This is a genomic window from Nonomuraea sp. ZG12 (assembly GCF_052068115.1).
Taxonomy (GTDB): domain Bacteria; phylum Actinomycetota; class Actinomycetes; order Streptosporangiales; family Streptosporangiaceae; genus Nonomuraea.
In genome coordinates this window covers 250,436-262,653 of the sequence record NZ_JBQHCW010000010.1, presented here as the reverse complement: position 1 = coordinate 262,653, position 12,218 = coordinate 250,436, and the positions used below count along the sequence as shown (strand labels likewise).

Here is a 12,218-nt window from a genome sequence, read left to right as displayed (position 1 = left end):
CGGGTATCCGTCCCATACTTCAACATCATGGCGCACTTGAGCGCGCAGGTGAATGAGCTAGCGCGTTGTCCCCAGGTTTTCCACAGTCATCCACAGGTTGGCGGGAAGTTATCCACAAGAACGGGCGACGCCCGATATGCGCAAGTACGGAGCGATAGTCTCTCGCCATGTCGTATCGCCAGCCGAGCCGTCCCAGTGGCGGGGCATGGGCCGCTTCGATCGTGTGGGCGGCCCTTTCCCTCGTCTCGTGCGGCTTGGCGACCCCGTTCACGATCGGGTTCGCGGCGTTCTGGCTGAGGAGCGGGTGGCAGGTGCTCGCCGCGTGCGCCTATGCCTTCTCCACGGGCGCCTTCGTGATCGTGATCATGGCGTACGACGACGTGGAGGACATTCCCGAGCCCTTCAGCACGCTTGTCTCTCTCATGTTCGTGGTCGCATGGATCGGCGGCGTGATCCACTCGGGCATCCTCGTGCCCGCGATGGCCAAAGCGCGTTCCGGCGCCCTCACCGTTCCTCCTCCGCCCCCTCCGCCCAGCGTGCATCACCGGACCACCGCCCCTTCCTTCCGCCATCGGGCGGACGAGCCCGAATGGATCGGGCACTATCGGGTGCTCCAACCGCTGGGACGCGGTGGCCAAGGAGCGGTCTATCTCGCCATGGCGCCCAACGGGGTGCGGGTGGCCGTGAAGGTGCTGCATGACCTGGTCGATGAGATCGCGCGGGATCGGTTCGCCAGAGAGGTCGACACGGCGCGGCGGGTGGCGACGTTTTCCACAGCCCGCGTGCTCGATGTGAGCATCACGGGACAGTTCGCATACATCGTCAGTGAATACGTGGAAGGTCCCTCGCTTGAACAACTGGTGCGCCGTCACGGGCCGCGGGACGAGGACAGCCTGACGCGGCTGGCGTTGTCCACAGCCGGGGCGCTGGCAGCCATCCACAAGGCGGGGATCGTGCACCGCGACTTCAAGCCGAGCAACGTGCTCATCGGCCACGACGGGCCGAGGGTCATCGACTTCGGCATCGCTCGGGCGCTCGATCAGGTGACGGTGACGGCGGGCAAGATGGTCGGCACGCCTCCTTACATGTCTCCCGAACAGTTGTCCGGGGAGCAGGTCGGGCCCCCGTCCGACGTGTTCAGCTGGGCCGTGACCATGATGTTCGCCGCCACGGGACGTCCCGTGTTCGGAGAGGACACCATGCCTGCGATCTTCAACCGGGTGCTCACCTTTCATCCGGATTTATCGCCACTGCCCCAGCACCTTCGCGGGGTCGTGGGTGCCTGCCTGTCCAAACAAGCCGAGAACCGGCCTTCCGCCTCCGATGTGATGCTGGCCATCGTCCATTAGCGCGCTCTCCCATCAGCGATACGTTCCATCAGCGCAGCGCCCCATCGCTCCCCGGCGCAACGTCCCATCGCACAATGTCTTCTCAGCGCAGCCTCCCATCGGCGCGACGCCGGCTTGTGGCGTGGACGATGGCCGATGGATACGGCTTTACGACGGCTCCTTCTGGACCTTCTCGACATCCATCCACGAGACCTCCCCTGAAGATCTCTCACGTGCGAAAACGGGGCTAGCCGTCGACGATCACACCTCCGATCGCAGTGCGGCCGGCCGGGGTGGCGACGAGCTCGACCGTGATGGTGTCGCGCCAGTGCGCTCCGAGGACGTCGGCGACGGCGTCCGTGACGGTTCGCACGAGGTTGGCAATGAGCTCGCCGCTGTCGGGACGGGTGAACGCCGCCTCGCGGATGCCGAACGTGATCGTGGGTGGGGCTTCGTCGACCGGTTTGCCTCGTGCGCCCCAGCGTCCGGTGGGTACGCCGTCGAGGTGGATGACCGCGACGTCGCGGGCCCACTCGCCGTACACCTCGACCACCGCGTCGGTCAGCGCGCTGATGAGGGCCGATTCGTTGCCCTGGAGCTGCGGCTCCAGAACTCGGACCGTCAGATGTGGCATGGTGGACCTCCTTGTTTGTTGTCAAATTAGCTTTACTGTCAAAGGTAATTTGCGAGGTGCCGGTGGTCAACAACGCGGACGGTTTGAGCACCGATATGGCGGTTCGAGCCATGCTGCTGCTGATGCCCAGGATCGTCGGGCGAGCCAAGCGGTTGCCCGTCCCGGAGGCGCTGCGGACGCTCGATCTCGCACCCCGCCACCTGTCACTGCTGGCCTACCTGCAGTACGACGGTTCTCTCACGGTGAGCCAGTTGGCGGAGCGGCTGGAGATCGCTCCGACGACCGTCAGCCTCATGGTGGGTGACCTGTCTCGCCGCGGCGTCCTGACGCGTGAGGAGGACGATGCCGATCGACGACGGCGGGTCGTCGCGATCGCACCGCAGTACGTCGAGCCGATCGGCGAGTGGCTGGCGGGCAGCGCGCTGGCGTGGAACGAGGTCCTGGGCGACCTCACGCCGGCGGAACGCGCCACGATCGTACGGACGATGCGCGCCTACGAGGCCGCCTTGGGCAAGCGGATGCACGGCTGAGCCGAAGAACTCACATATGTGCGGAATAGAAGCGGGCGCGGCGTTACGGTTCTACGGCTCGCGCGGCCCTGCGGCTCGCGCGGCCCTGCGGCTCGCGCGGCGTAACGGCGCTGCACCGTAGCCGGCGCGGCGTGACGGTCGGCGGGGCGCTGCGGTCGGCGCGGCGCTGCGGTCGGCCCGGCGTTATCGGCGGTCGGCGGCGTGCAGGTCCGCCTTGGCGGTGAGCAGCGTCATTGAGGCCAGCGCTAGCGCAGCGGGTCTTTGGGTGACCGTGACCCTGGTCAGGGGCGGTACAGCGGGTCTCCTGGCGACCGTGATCCTCGTCAGGGGCGGTACACGTACGGGATTGTCGTGGTCAGTGGGTGGAAGCCGAGGCGCTGCAGGATGGGGCGGCTGTCGTCGGAGGCGTCCACCTGGAGGTAGCGGTAGCCGCGCTCGGCCGCGATGCGGGTGCGGTAGGCGACCAGGGCCCGGTAGATGCCCTTGCCGCGCCAGGCCGGTACGGTGCCGCCGCTCCAGAGGCTGGCGAACTCGGTGCCCGCGTGGAGTTCCATCCGGGCGGCGCTGACCGGGAGGTCGCCGGCCATGGCGAGGACGGCGACGAGCCTGCCGGCGGCGAGCCGGGTGAGCATGCTCGCTCGCAGAGCGCTGAAGTCGGTGCCGAACGCCTGGTCGTGGACGTCCCTCATGAGGTCCACGTCCGCAGGGGTGGACACCGGGCGCAGGTGAACGGGTTCGGGGAAGTCGACGCCGGTCGGCAGGTCGGCCACCTGGGCGACCATGAGCGTCTCCGCCGGCTCGGGCACGAAACCGGCCGCCGCCAGCCGGTCGGCGAGGTCGGCCGGCCGGTCGTGAGCGTACAGCTTCCATTCGAACTCGCGGCCGAGATCAGTGAAGTAGCGCACCTGCGCGGCGATCGCCGCGTCCGCCGTGGCGTCGTCGAGGCCGGACCAGACGATGCCGGACCAGCCGCCGCCAACCCCGCCGCCGCCAACCCCGCCATCACCGGTCCCGCCGTCACCAGTCCCGCCGTCGCCAACCCCGCCGTCACCAGTCCCGTCGCCAACCCCGCCGTCGCCAACCCCGCCGTCGCCGGCCGCAGCGAGGTGCCGCACCACCCCGGCCACCCGCTCGACCCGGTCGCCGGCGCCGTCAGGCCGGACCTCCCGCCGAAGCTGACGGTCGAACGTCTCCAGCACCGCTTCACGATTCACCCGCCCACCTCAACACCACGGTGGCAGGCCGCGCAACACATTAGAGCCTGACGAGCATCTTGCCGATGTTGCCACCCCGCATCATCCGCAGGAAGGCGTCCGGCGCCTGCTCCAGCCCCTCCACCACGGTCGACTCCGTACGGAGCGAGCCGTCGGCCAGCCAGCCCGCCGCCTTCCCTACCCACTCCGGGAACAGGTGGAAGTAGGAGTTGATCAGCATGCCGCGCATCGTCGCGTCCTTGTACGCGAGCTGGAACAGGTTGTGCGGGCCCGGGACGGGCTCGGTGGCGTTGACCGCGCTGATCGCCCCCACCAGCGCGATCCGGCCGCCGGCGCGCAGCGCGCCGAGGGCGGCCACGAGGTGGTCGCCGCCCACGCTGTCCAGGTACACGTCCACGCCGTCCGGCGCCGCCTCGGCGAGCTGCCCCGCCACCGAACCGGCCCGATAGTCGATCGCGGCGTCATAGCCGAACGCGGACACCAGTTTGCCCGCCTTCTCCGGCCCGCCCGCCGAGCCGATCACGCGGGCGGCGCCCAGCTTGCGGGCGAGCTGGCCGGCGACGCTCCCGACCGCGCCCGCCGCGGCCGACACGAACACCACGTCCCCATCCCGCACGGGAGCGACCTCGGTGAGTGCGGCGTAGGCGGTCAAGCCGGTCGTGCCCAGCGCGCCGAGGTACGCCTGCGCCGGGGCGAGCGCGGTGTCGGCGATCGTCGCCGAGGCGGCGTCCACGATCGCGTACTCACGCCAGCCGAGGAAGTGCACGACCGTCGCGCCCACGGGGACGGAGTCGGCACGGGAGGCCACGACCTCGCCGACCGCCGAGCCTTCCAGGGGAGCGCCGAGCTGGAACGGGGGGATGTACGACTCGGCGTCGTTCATCCGGCCGCGCATGTACGGGTCCACCGACATCCAGGTGTTGCGCACCAGGATCTGGCCGTCGGCCAGGTCGGGGAGCACGGTGCGGGCCAGGGTGAAATCGGCCGGGGCGGGCTCGCCCGAGGGTCGGGCGGCCAGGTGGATCTCCCGGCTGGTGAGCTGCTCAGCAAGCATGATCATTCTCCAAGGTCAGCGATTACGGCGGACGAACCGGTCGCCCTGGCTCCACTGTGCGAGACGCCGCGCACGACCTACTGGGGGTTCGCTGAGGGCGGGTGCCCGGGTAGTGCCGCAGGATCGCGGGGGACTACCTTGACCTGGTGGAATTCGGAGTGCTGGGCCCGCTGGCGGTGTGGACGGCCGACGGACGGCCCGTGCGCGTGCCGGAGGTGAAGGTTCGCGCGCTCCTCGCCGACCTGCTGATCCACGAAGGACGTCCGGTGCCGCCGGACCGGCTGGCCGACGACCTCTGGGGCGAGCGCCTGCCGGGCAACCCCGGCAACACGCTGCAGACGAAGGTGTCTCAGCTCCGGCGCGCTCTGGAGCGGGCGGAGCCCGGAGGGCGCGAGCTCGTCGCCTACCAGCCGGCCGGCTACACGCTGGCGGCCGGCTCGGTGGACGCGCTGCGCTTCGCCGAGCTGCTGACCCGGGCCAGGGCGACGGGCGAGGCTCGGGCCAGGGCGGACCTGCTGGCGGACGCGCTGGCGCTGTGGCGGGGGCCCGCGTACGCCGACTTCCGGGATGAGGAGTTCGCCCGGATCGCGGCCGTACGGCTGGACGAGCAGCGGCTGACGGCGCTGGAGGAGCAGGCGGAGGCGCGGCTGGAGCTGGGCGAGCACAGCCTGCTCGCCGACGAGCTGGCCGGGCTGGTGAGGGAGCATCCGCTGCGCGAGCGGCTGCGGGCCGCGCACCTGCGCGCCCTGTATCGGGCGGGCCGCCAGAGCGAGGCTCTGGAGGGGTACGCCGAGCTACGGCGGCTGCTGGCCGAGGAACTGGGGTTGGATCCCGGCACCGAGCTGTCGGCGTTGCACCAGGCGATCCTGACGCACGATCCCGCGCTGGCCTCCGTCCCCCCGCCCGAGACCTCGGCAGCACGTCCCCGGACGAACCTGCCCGTCCCGCTGACGGACCTGGTGGGCCGGGAGGAGGCGGTGCGGCACGTCCACGACCTGCTCGGCGCCGAACGGCTGGTCACCCTCGTGGGCCCCGGCGGGGTCGGCAAGACCCGGCTGGCGATCGCGGTCGCGGCGCAGCCGCTCGGTGCGGCCGCCGACGGGGTGTGGCTGGTCGAGCTGGCCGGGGGCGGCGGCGGGCTGACCACGGTGGCCGAGGTGGTGGCGGCCGAGCTGGGCCTGCGCGACGAGGAGGCTCCTGCCCAGGGGGTCCGTGTCCAGGAGACAGGAGGCCAGGGGTCTCGGGGGGATGAGCTGGTGAGCCGGCTCGCCGGGGCGTTGCGGGGGCAGCGGGTGCTGCTGGTGCTGGACAACTGTGAGCACCTGGTGGAGCCCGTGGCCGAGCTGGTGGCAGTGCTGTTGCGCGGGGCGCCGGGGCTGCGGGTGCTGGCCACCAGCCGGGAGGCGCTGGCGGTGCCCGGTGAGGTGGTGCAGGCGGTCACGCCGCTCGACCTGCCTCCTGACGGGGCGGACCTGGCGCGGCTGCGGGAGTCGGCGGCGGTGCGGTTGTTCGTGGCGCGGGCGGCCGCGGCGGCGCCGGGGTTCGAGCTGGAGGCGGGGAACGCCGCGTCGGTGGCGGCGATCTGCCGGCGGCTGGACGGCCTGCCGCTGGCGTTGGAGCTGGCCGCGACCCGGGTGCGGGCGCTGGGCGTACAGGTGCTGGCCGAGCGGCTGGACGACCGGTTCCGGCTGCTGTCGGCCACGGGGCGCGGGTTGCCGGCGCGGCAGCGGACGCTGCGGGCGATGATCGACTGGAGCTGGGAGCAGCTCGACGAGCCTCAACGGCGCACTCTGTGCCAGCTGGCCGTGCACCCCGGCGGGTGCCTGCTGGAGGCGGCGGAGGCGGTGTCCACACCGGATGTCGCTGATGTGGTGGCGCAGCTCGTGGACAGATCGATGGTGGTGGCTGAGCGGCAGGCGTCCGGGGAGACGCGGTATCGGCTGCTGGAGTCCGTCGCCGCCTACTGCCTGGAGCGGCTCGACGCCGACGATCCGGCCTGGGCGCGGCGGGACGCGTACTACGTGGAGCTGGCCGAGCGGGCCGCGCCTCAGCTGTACGGGCACGGGCAGCGCCGGTGGCTCCAGCGGCTGGACGACGAGATGCCGAACCTGCGCGCGGTGCTCGAAGCGCCGAACCTGCGGCTGGTCAACGCACTGACCTGGTACTGGTACGTACGCGGCAGGCACAGAGAGGCGCTTCGCTGGCTCGGCAGGGCACTGGCCGGTACGGAAACGGCGAAGGAGACGGCTGAGGGGGCGGCGGGGCGGGCCAGGGCGGCGGCGTGGGAGGCGGGGTTCGGCCTGCTGATCGGCGAGGGTGCCGACCCGCTGGCGCGTAGCCGTACCGCGCTGAAGGGGTTGGGGTCCGCTGACCCGAGGGCGCGGCCGTTCCTCGCGCTCGCTCACCTGAACTTCGGGAACGTCGCCACCGCGGTGGAGATCATCGACCAGGCGCTGGCGGACTTCCGGGCGGACGGCGACCGGTGGGGGGAGGCGGCGGCGCTGGCCGCGCGGGCCAAGCAGGCCGTCTTCCAGGGGGACTTCGAGCTGCTCCGGCGGGCCGGGACGGCGGCGCGAGAGCTCTTCGAGGAGCTGGGCGACCGCTGGGGGCAGCTTCAGGTGTCGGACATGCTGGGCTATCTGGCGGAGATCGCCGGGGACTACGACACGGCCGGTCGCCTGCACCGGGAGGGGTTGCGCATCGCGGAGGACCTCCGGCTGTGGACCGACGTGTCCTACCGGCTGTCCAGTCTGGGGCGGGTCGCGCTGCTGACCGGGGATCTCGTCCGGGCCAGGGAGTTCCATGAGCGGGGGATGCGGCTGGCGGTGGAGCAGTCGAACCGGTTCACCGAGGAGTTCGCCCGGGTGGGGCTGGGGCTGGTCGCGAGGCGGGCGGGCGATCTCGATGCCGCGTGGGCGTACTTCAGCGAGTCGCTGGCGTGGAACCGCAGGCTGAAGGCCGACTACGGGCTGCCGTTCTACGGCGCTGCGCTGCTGCTGGCAGAGCTCGGCTTCGTCGCCGAGCAGCGGGGTGACGCCGGGGCGGCGCGGGCTCTGCATCAGGAAGGACTGGCCGTGGCCCGCGAAATAGGGGACCCGAGGGCCGTGGCGCTGGCACTGGAAGGGCTGGCGGGGGTGGCGGCGCTGGAGGGCGCGCACGAGGAGGCGGCGCGGCTGCTCGGCGAGGCGGGCGCGCTCCGGGAGTCGGTGGGCGCGCCGCTGCCGCCGGCTGAGCGCGGCGACGTGGACCGCATCACCGCCCGAAGGCCGGTATGCCGGCTCGGGCTGGACGGGCTTTGACCGACAGGGCGCTGCTGTGGCTCCGGTGGCGGCGTCATCGTGCTCGCCGCCTGGGCCTGGAGTGTGGGGCGCGCGATCCGTCGCGGATGGGCGTAAGCCTGAGCCGGTCGCTTGACGCTTCCTTGACGGTCGGCCGCGTCCCGTCCGGATGCTGCCGGGTATGCGTCAGATATTCGGAACCGCGCTACGGGACCACGGTGATCGATGTCCACACTGACACCCCGGAACCCGCGTGAGCTGTGGTCGGCGTTCAGGAACTCGCCGTTCCTGCCGGCGACCGTGCTGGTGTTCATCCTCGCCGCCGGGGCGGGGACGTTCGCGGGCTCCTACACCTACGCGATGGCGAACCCGACGCCGCATCAGATCCCCTTGGCGGTCGTGGGCACCGAGGGGCCGGTGAAGCGGGCGGCGTTCGTGTCGGGCATGGAAGGCGCGCTGAAGACGGCGCTTGAGCTGCGGAACTTCCCCACCTACGAGGCGGCGGTCGAAGCGGTCGAGGAGCAGCAGGTGTTCGGCGTCATCCAGGTGGAGCGGCATCGGGCGCGGCTGAACGTGTCCGGCGCGGCGGGCGCCTCGGTGGCCGAGCTGCTCTCGGAGGCCGGGCCGAAGGTGGGGGCGCGCATCGGGGTGCCGGTGACCGTGCGGGATCTCAAGCCGCTGCAGCACGGCGATCCGCGCGGGCTGGCGCTGTTCTACATCTCGCTCGCGGCGGTGATCATCGGCTTTCTCGGCGCGGCCCAGCTCAGCGTGCACGCCGCAGAGCTACGCCCCTGGCAGCGGATCGGCTTCACCGTCGCCTACTCGCTGCTGGGCGGGTTCGCCATCGCGGCGGTGGTCGACTGGCTGCTCGGCGCGCTGGATCTGCCGTTCGTGGAGTCATGGCTGATCCTGGTGTTGACCATGTTCACGTCAGGGATGGTCTTCACCATGTTCAACACCCTCATCGGGCGTTGGGCGCTGGTGCCGACGTGGGGGGTGATGGTGCTGATCGGCAACCCGTCGTCCGGCGGGGCGGTGTCGTGGCCGCTGCTGCCCTCGCCGTTCGGGGCGATCGGGCGATGGCTGCCGCCGGGCGCGTCGGTCAACGCCCAGCACACGGCCGTCTACTTCGGCGGCCATCAGCATCCGCTGCCGTTCCTGGTGCTGGCGGCGTGGGCGGTGGTGTCCTGCGTGGTGTTCCTGACCTGGCCCAACCTGGTCACGGGGACGCGTGCCGGCACGCCCTGACCAGATCGAGGTACTCCTCCCGGCTGATCCGGTGCACGGCCAGCTTGAGCCCGTTGCGCTCGGCGAAGCGGTGCAGGTCGTCCGGCGACCACGGGCCGGGGATGTGGTGCAGCGGCTCGTTCGCGCCGTTCATCACGAACAGGCCGGCCAGGTCCTCGTACTGGTAGAGGAGCAGACCGGCCGCCTGGATGTCGGCCAGGCGCTCCATGCCCTGGTCGATGCGCAGCCCGCCGGCCGAGGTGATCGACAGGTTCGGGCCGCCGGGCGGTCCGGCGATCGCGCCCTTACGGGCCCTGAACCTGCGCAGGCGGGCCTGGAGCGGGCGGATGGCAAGCAGCAGCGGGCTGAAGGCGACCACCAGCCACTTGACCTCGACGACGTCGATCAGCAGCCTGCCGGCCAGCGCCAGCCCTCGCCAGGCGGCCCACGCCCCCACCGAGATGAGGTACGCCATCAGCGCCAGCCCGGCCAGCCCGACGCCGTAGATCAGCGGCGTGCGCCAGCGGGACGCTCGCGGCGGGGTGAGGCCGTGCAGGCGGCGCCAGCCGGGCGCGCGGCCGGCGAGCAGTGCGGGGGCTTGCGGATCGCCTCTGCCGTCCGCGACCGGGATCCCCGCCTGCTCGGCGAAGTCGTGCAGCTCCTGGGAATCCCAGTCGCCGGGCAGGTCGAGCATGACCAGGCCGTCGGCGTCGAGCACGGCCAGGCCGGTCACCGGCGCACCGCCCGAGTCGTAGGCGTAGTGGTAGAGGGAGGCGGGCGTCACCCGCACCGACTCACTAATGGCGGTGGCGGTCAGCGCCTGGCCGTCCCACGACAGGACAGTGCTCGGGCACGGGCCGCCCTCGACGGCGCCTCCGTGCGGAACCAACTGAATGTCCACATGATCACATCCCCATGGGACCCCCTGTCCCCTATGACGAACGGGGCGGGCGCGAAGTTTCAGGTCAGAACTTTGACGACGCCGGTGAGCGCGAGCTGGACGAGGGCCAGCGGCACCAGGCCGGCCCAGGCGAGCTTCTGGAGCTGGTCCTCGCGCAGGCGCGGATAGCTGACCCGCAGCCAGATGACCACGAAGGCCAGCAGGAACACCTTGACCAGCGTCCACAGCCAGCCGGGCAGCAGCGGCCCGTGCCAGCCGCCGAGGAACAGCACGGTGGTCAGGAAGGACAGGACGACGATCCCGGCGTACTCGGCGAGCATGAACAGGGCGAACCGCATGCCGGTGTACTCGGTCATCGGGCCCATGATGATCTCGGACTCGGCGATCGGCATGTCGAAGGGCGGCCGGCGCAGCTCCGCCAGCCCGGCCATGAAGAAGACCACGCCGCCGATCGCCTGCCAGGGCAGCCACCACCACTGCCACGCCTCGACGATGCCGGGCAGCGACAGCGTGCCGGCGGCCATCGCGACCGAGGAGGCCGCCAGCACCAGCGGCAGCTCGTACGACACGAGCTGGGCGGCGGCCCGCATGCCGCCGAGGACGGAGTACTTGTTGGCCGACGCCCACCCGGCCATGATCGCGCCGAGCACGCCGATGCCCATCACGGCGAGCACGAAGAACAGGCCGAGCTCCAGGTCGACGCCGACGAAACCGTCGTCGACGGGCAGCGCGATCAGCACGACCAGGTAGGGCACGAGCGCCACGCCGGGGGCGAGCATGAAGATGCGCCGGTCGGCGGCGGCCGGGATGATGTCCTCCTTCTGCATGAACTTCACCCCGTCGGCGATGAGCTGGGCCCACCCGTGGAAGCCGCCGGCGTACATCGGCCCGAGGCGCGACTGCATGTGCGCCATGACCTTGTGCTCGGTCTGCCCGACGATCAGCGGCAGCACCAGGAAGATGACCAGGATGACGGCGAACCGCAGCACCACGTCAAGCACCACGTCAAGCATCAGGCGCTCCCCAGTCCGCCGGCACGCCGGGCGGCGACGTCTTGCGGCGGCTCGGCGCCCCGTGACCGGACTCGCCGGGCTCCTTGGCGCCGGGCCACGGCTTGGCCACGCGGGCGGCCAGGATGAAGTCCTTGCGCAGCGGATGCCCCTCGAACCCGTCGGGCAGCAGCAACGGCACCAGGTTGGGGTGGCCCTCGAAGATCACCCCGAACATCTCGTACGTCTCCCGCTCGTGCCAGTTGGCCCCCCGGTAGACGTCCACGGCGGAGGGCAGGCGCGGGTCGTCATGCGGCACCCGGGTGCGCAGCAGCAGGCGCTCGCGGGTCTCGGGGTTGTAGACGTGGGCCACGACGGTGAAGGTGTCCGGGGGCTCGTCCACGCCGGTCAGCCAGTCGAAGAAGGTGTGGCCCAGCTCGTCGCGGGCGATGGTGAGCAGCTCGATCCAGTCGGCGGGGGCGACGTCCACGACGGTGTCGCCGAAGGTGTCGGTGACCTCGGCCCGCTCCCCCAGCCGGTCGAAGCCGGTCACACGCCCTCCCCGTAACGGTCGCCGAGCTTCTCGGCGGCGATCTTCTCCTGCAGCTTCATGATCCCGTAGAGCAGGCCCTCGGGCCTGGGCGGGCAGCCGGGCACGTAGATGTCGACGGGGACGATCTGGTCGACGCCGTTGGTCACGCAGTAGGAGTCCCAGTAGGGGCCGCCGGAGTTGGAGCAGGCGCCGAAGGAGATGACGTACTTGGGGTCGGGCATCTGCTCGTAGAGCCGTTTGACGGCGGGGGCCATCTTGTCGGTGACCGTGCCGGAGACGATCATCAAGTCGGCCTGGCGGGGGCCGTTGGCGAACGGGATCACACCGAAGCGGATGAAGTCGTGCCTGCTCATCGAGGTCGCGATGAACTCGATCGCGCAGCAGGCGAGGCCGAAGTTGAACACCCACAGGGAGTATCGCCGCCCCCAGTTGAGGACGAACCGCATCGGCTTGGGCGCCAGCCGGGAGAGCGGCCCCACGGTGGGCATCGGAAGATCCGTCGCTGCCATA

Annotated in this window: 11 protein-coding genes; 4 read left to right on the top strand and 7 right to left on the bottom strand. The window is 71.1% G+C overall.

The genetic code is table 11. The features are described 5' to 3' along the window. The first annotated feature begins 167 nt into the window (after nucleotides 1-167). On the top strand, nucleotides 168-1,349 hold the full coding sequence (locus ACTMTF_RS27315; RefSeq protein WP_441113227.1) for a serine/threonine-protein kinase: 1,182 nt from the start codon (nucleotides 168-170) through the stop codon (nucleotides 1,347-1,349). A gap of 226 nt (nucleotides 1,350-1,575) precedes the next feature. On the opposite strand, the gene ACTMTF_RS27310 is transcribed toward ACTMTF_RS27315, so the two are convergent. Further along, on the bottom strand, nucleotides 1,576-1,962 hold the full coding sequence (locus ACTMTF_RS27310) for a tautomerase family protein (protein ID WP_441113226.1): 387 nt from the start codon (nucleotides 1,960-1,962) through the stop codon (nucleotides 1,576-1,578). Nucleotides 1,963-2,084: 122 nt separating this feature from the next. Here ACTMTF_RS27310 and ACTMTF_RS27305 point away from each other — a divergent pair, with 122 nt between their 5' ends. Then, nucleotides 2,085-2,492, top strand: a complete 408-nt coding sequence (locus tag ACTMTF_RS27305) for a MarR family winged helix-turn-helix transcriptional regulator (RefSeq protein ID WP_441113225.1) — start codon at nucleotides 2,085-2,087, stop codon at nucleotides 2,490-2,492. A gap of 323 nt (nucleotides 2,493-2,815) precedes the next feature. On the opposite strand, the gene ACTMTF_RS27300 is transcribed toward ACTMTF_RS27305, so the two are convergent. Continuing rightward, nucleotides 2,816-3,706 (bottom strand): GNAT family N-acetyltransferase, encoded by an 891-nt coding sequence (locus ACTMTF_RS27300; RefSeq protein WP_441113224.1) that lies wholly within the window; start codon nucleotides 3,704-3,706, stop codon nucleotides 2,816-2,818. Nucleotides 3,707-3,746: 40 nt separating this feature from the next. Continuing rightward, nucleotides 3,747-4,760, bottom strand: coding sequence for an NADP-dependent oxidoreductase (locus ACTMTF_RS27295; protein WP_441113223.1), 1,014 nt, complete (start codon nucleotides 4,758-4,760; stop codon nucleotides 3,747-3,749). Between the two features lie 146 nt (nucleotides 4,761-4,906). Here ACTMTF_RS27295 and ACTMTF_RS27290 point away from each other — a divergent pair, with 146 nt between their 5' ends. Both ACTMTF_RS27290 and ACTMTF_RS27285 read left to right on the top strand, forming a co-directional pair. Next, the gene (locus tag ACTMTF_RS27290; protein WP_441113222.1) at nucleotides 4,907-8,059 is read left to right on the top strand and encodes a BTAD domain-containing putative transcriptional regulator; all 3,153 of its coding nucleotides are present in this window, start codon (nucleotides 4,907-4,909) and stop codon (nucleotides 8,057-8,059) included. Between the two features lie 204 nt (nucleotides 8,060-8,263). After that, nucleotides 8,264-9,286: an ABC transporter permease gene (locus tag ACTMTF_RS27285; protein ID WP_441113221.1), complete on the top strand. Its 1,023-nt coding sequence runs from the start codon at nucleotides 8,264-8,266 to the stop codon at nucleotides 9,284-9,286. Here ACTMTF_RS27285 and ACTMTF_RS27280 read toward each other — a convergent pair. From ACTMTF_RS27280 to ACTMTF_RS27265, 4 genes are read right to left on the bottom strand one after another with little or no spacing between them, the layout of a single operon-like run. After that, the gene (locus ACTMTF_RS27280; protein WP_441113220.1) at nucleotides 9,258-10,166 is read right to left on the bottom strand and encodes a hypothetical protein; all 909 of its coding nucleotides are present in this window, start codon (nucleotides 10,164-10,166) and stop codon (nucleotides 9,258-9,260) included. The genes ACTMTF_RS27285 and ACTMTF_RS27280 overlap by 29 nt on opposite strands. A gap of 59 nt (nucleotides 10,167-10,225) precedes the next feature. Continuing rightward, the gene (gene nuoH, locus ACTMTF_RS27275; protein ID WP_441113219.1) at nucleotides 10,226-11,179 is read right to left on the bottom strand and encodes an NADH-quinone oxidoreductase subunit NuoH; all 954 of its coding nucleotides are present in this window, start codon (nucleotides 11,177-11,179) and stop codon (nucleotides 10,226-10,228) included. Beyond that, nucleotides 11,172-11,708, bottom strand: coding sequence for an NADH-quinone oxidoreductase subunit C (locus tag ACTMTF_RS27270; protein ID WP_397005496.1), 537 nt, complete (start codon nucleotides 11,706-11,708; stop codon nucleotides 11,172-11,174). Before ACTMTF_RS27270 ends, nuoH begins: the two co-directional genes overlap by 8 nt. Continuing rightward, nucleotides 11,705-12,217, bottom strand: coding sequence for an NADH-quinone oxidoreductase subunit B (locus ACTMTF_RS27265; RefSeq protein ID WP_441113218.1), 513 nt, complete (start codon nucleotides 12,215-12,217; stop codon nucleotides 11,705-11,707). Before ACTMTF_RS27265 ends, ACTMTF_RS27270 begins: the two co-directional genes overlap by 4 nt. Nucleotide 12,218: the final 1 nt, after the last annotated feature.

Excerpts from the sequence above, each read along its gene's own strand:
- nuoH (WP_441113219.1), bottom strand. The coding sequence starts at position 11,179 with ATGCTTGACGTGGTGCTTGACGTGGTGCTGCGGTTCGCCGTCATCCTG.
- ACTMTF_RS27285 (WP_441113221.1), top strand. The coding sequence starts at position 8,264 with ATGTCCACACTGACACCCCGGAACCCGCGTGAGCTGTGGTCGGCGTTC.
- ACTMTF_RS27265 (WP_441113218.1), bottom strand. The coding sequence starts at position 12,217 with ATGGCAGCGACGGATCTTCCGATGCCCACCGTGGGGCCGCTCTCCCGG.
- ACTMTF_RS27310 (WP_441113226.1), bottom strand. The coding sequence starts at position 1,962 with ATGCCACATCTGACGGTCCGAGTTCTGGAGCCGCAGCTCCAGGGCAAC.
- ACTMTF_RS27315 (WP_441113227.1), top strand. The coding sequence starts at position 168 with ATGTCGTATCGCCAGCCGAGCCGTCCCAGTGGCGGGGCATGGGCCGCT.
- ACTMTF_RS27305 (WP_441113225.1), top strand. The coding sequence starts at position 2,085 with ATGCCCAGGATCGTCGGGCGAGCCAAGCGGTTGCCCGTCCCGGAGGCG.
- ACTMTF_RS27295 (WP_441113223.1), bottom strand. The coding sequence starts at position 4,760 with ATGCTTGCTGAGCAGCTCACCAGCCGGGAGATCCACCTGGCCGCCCGA.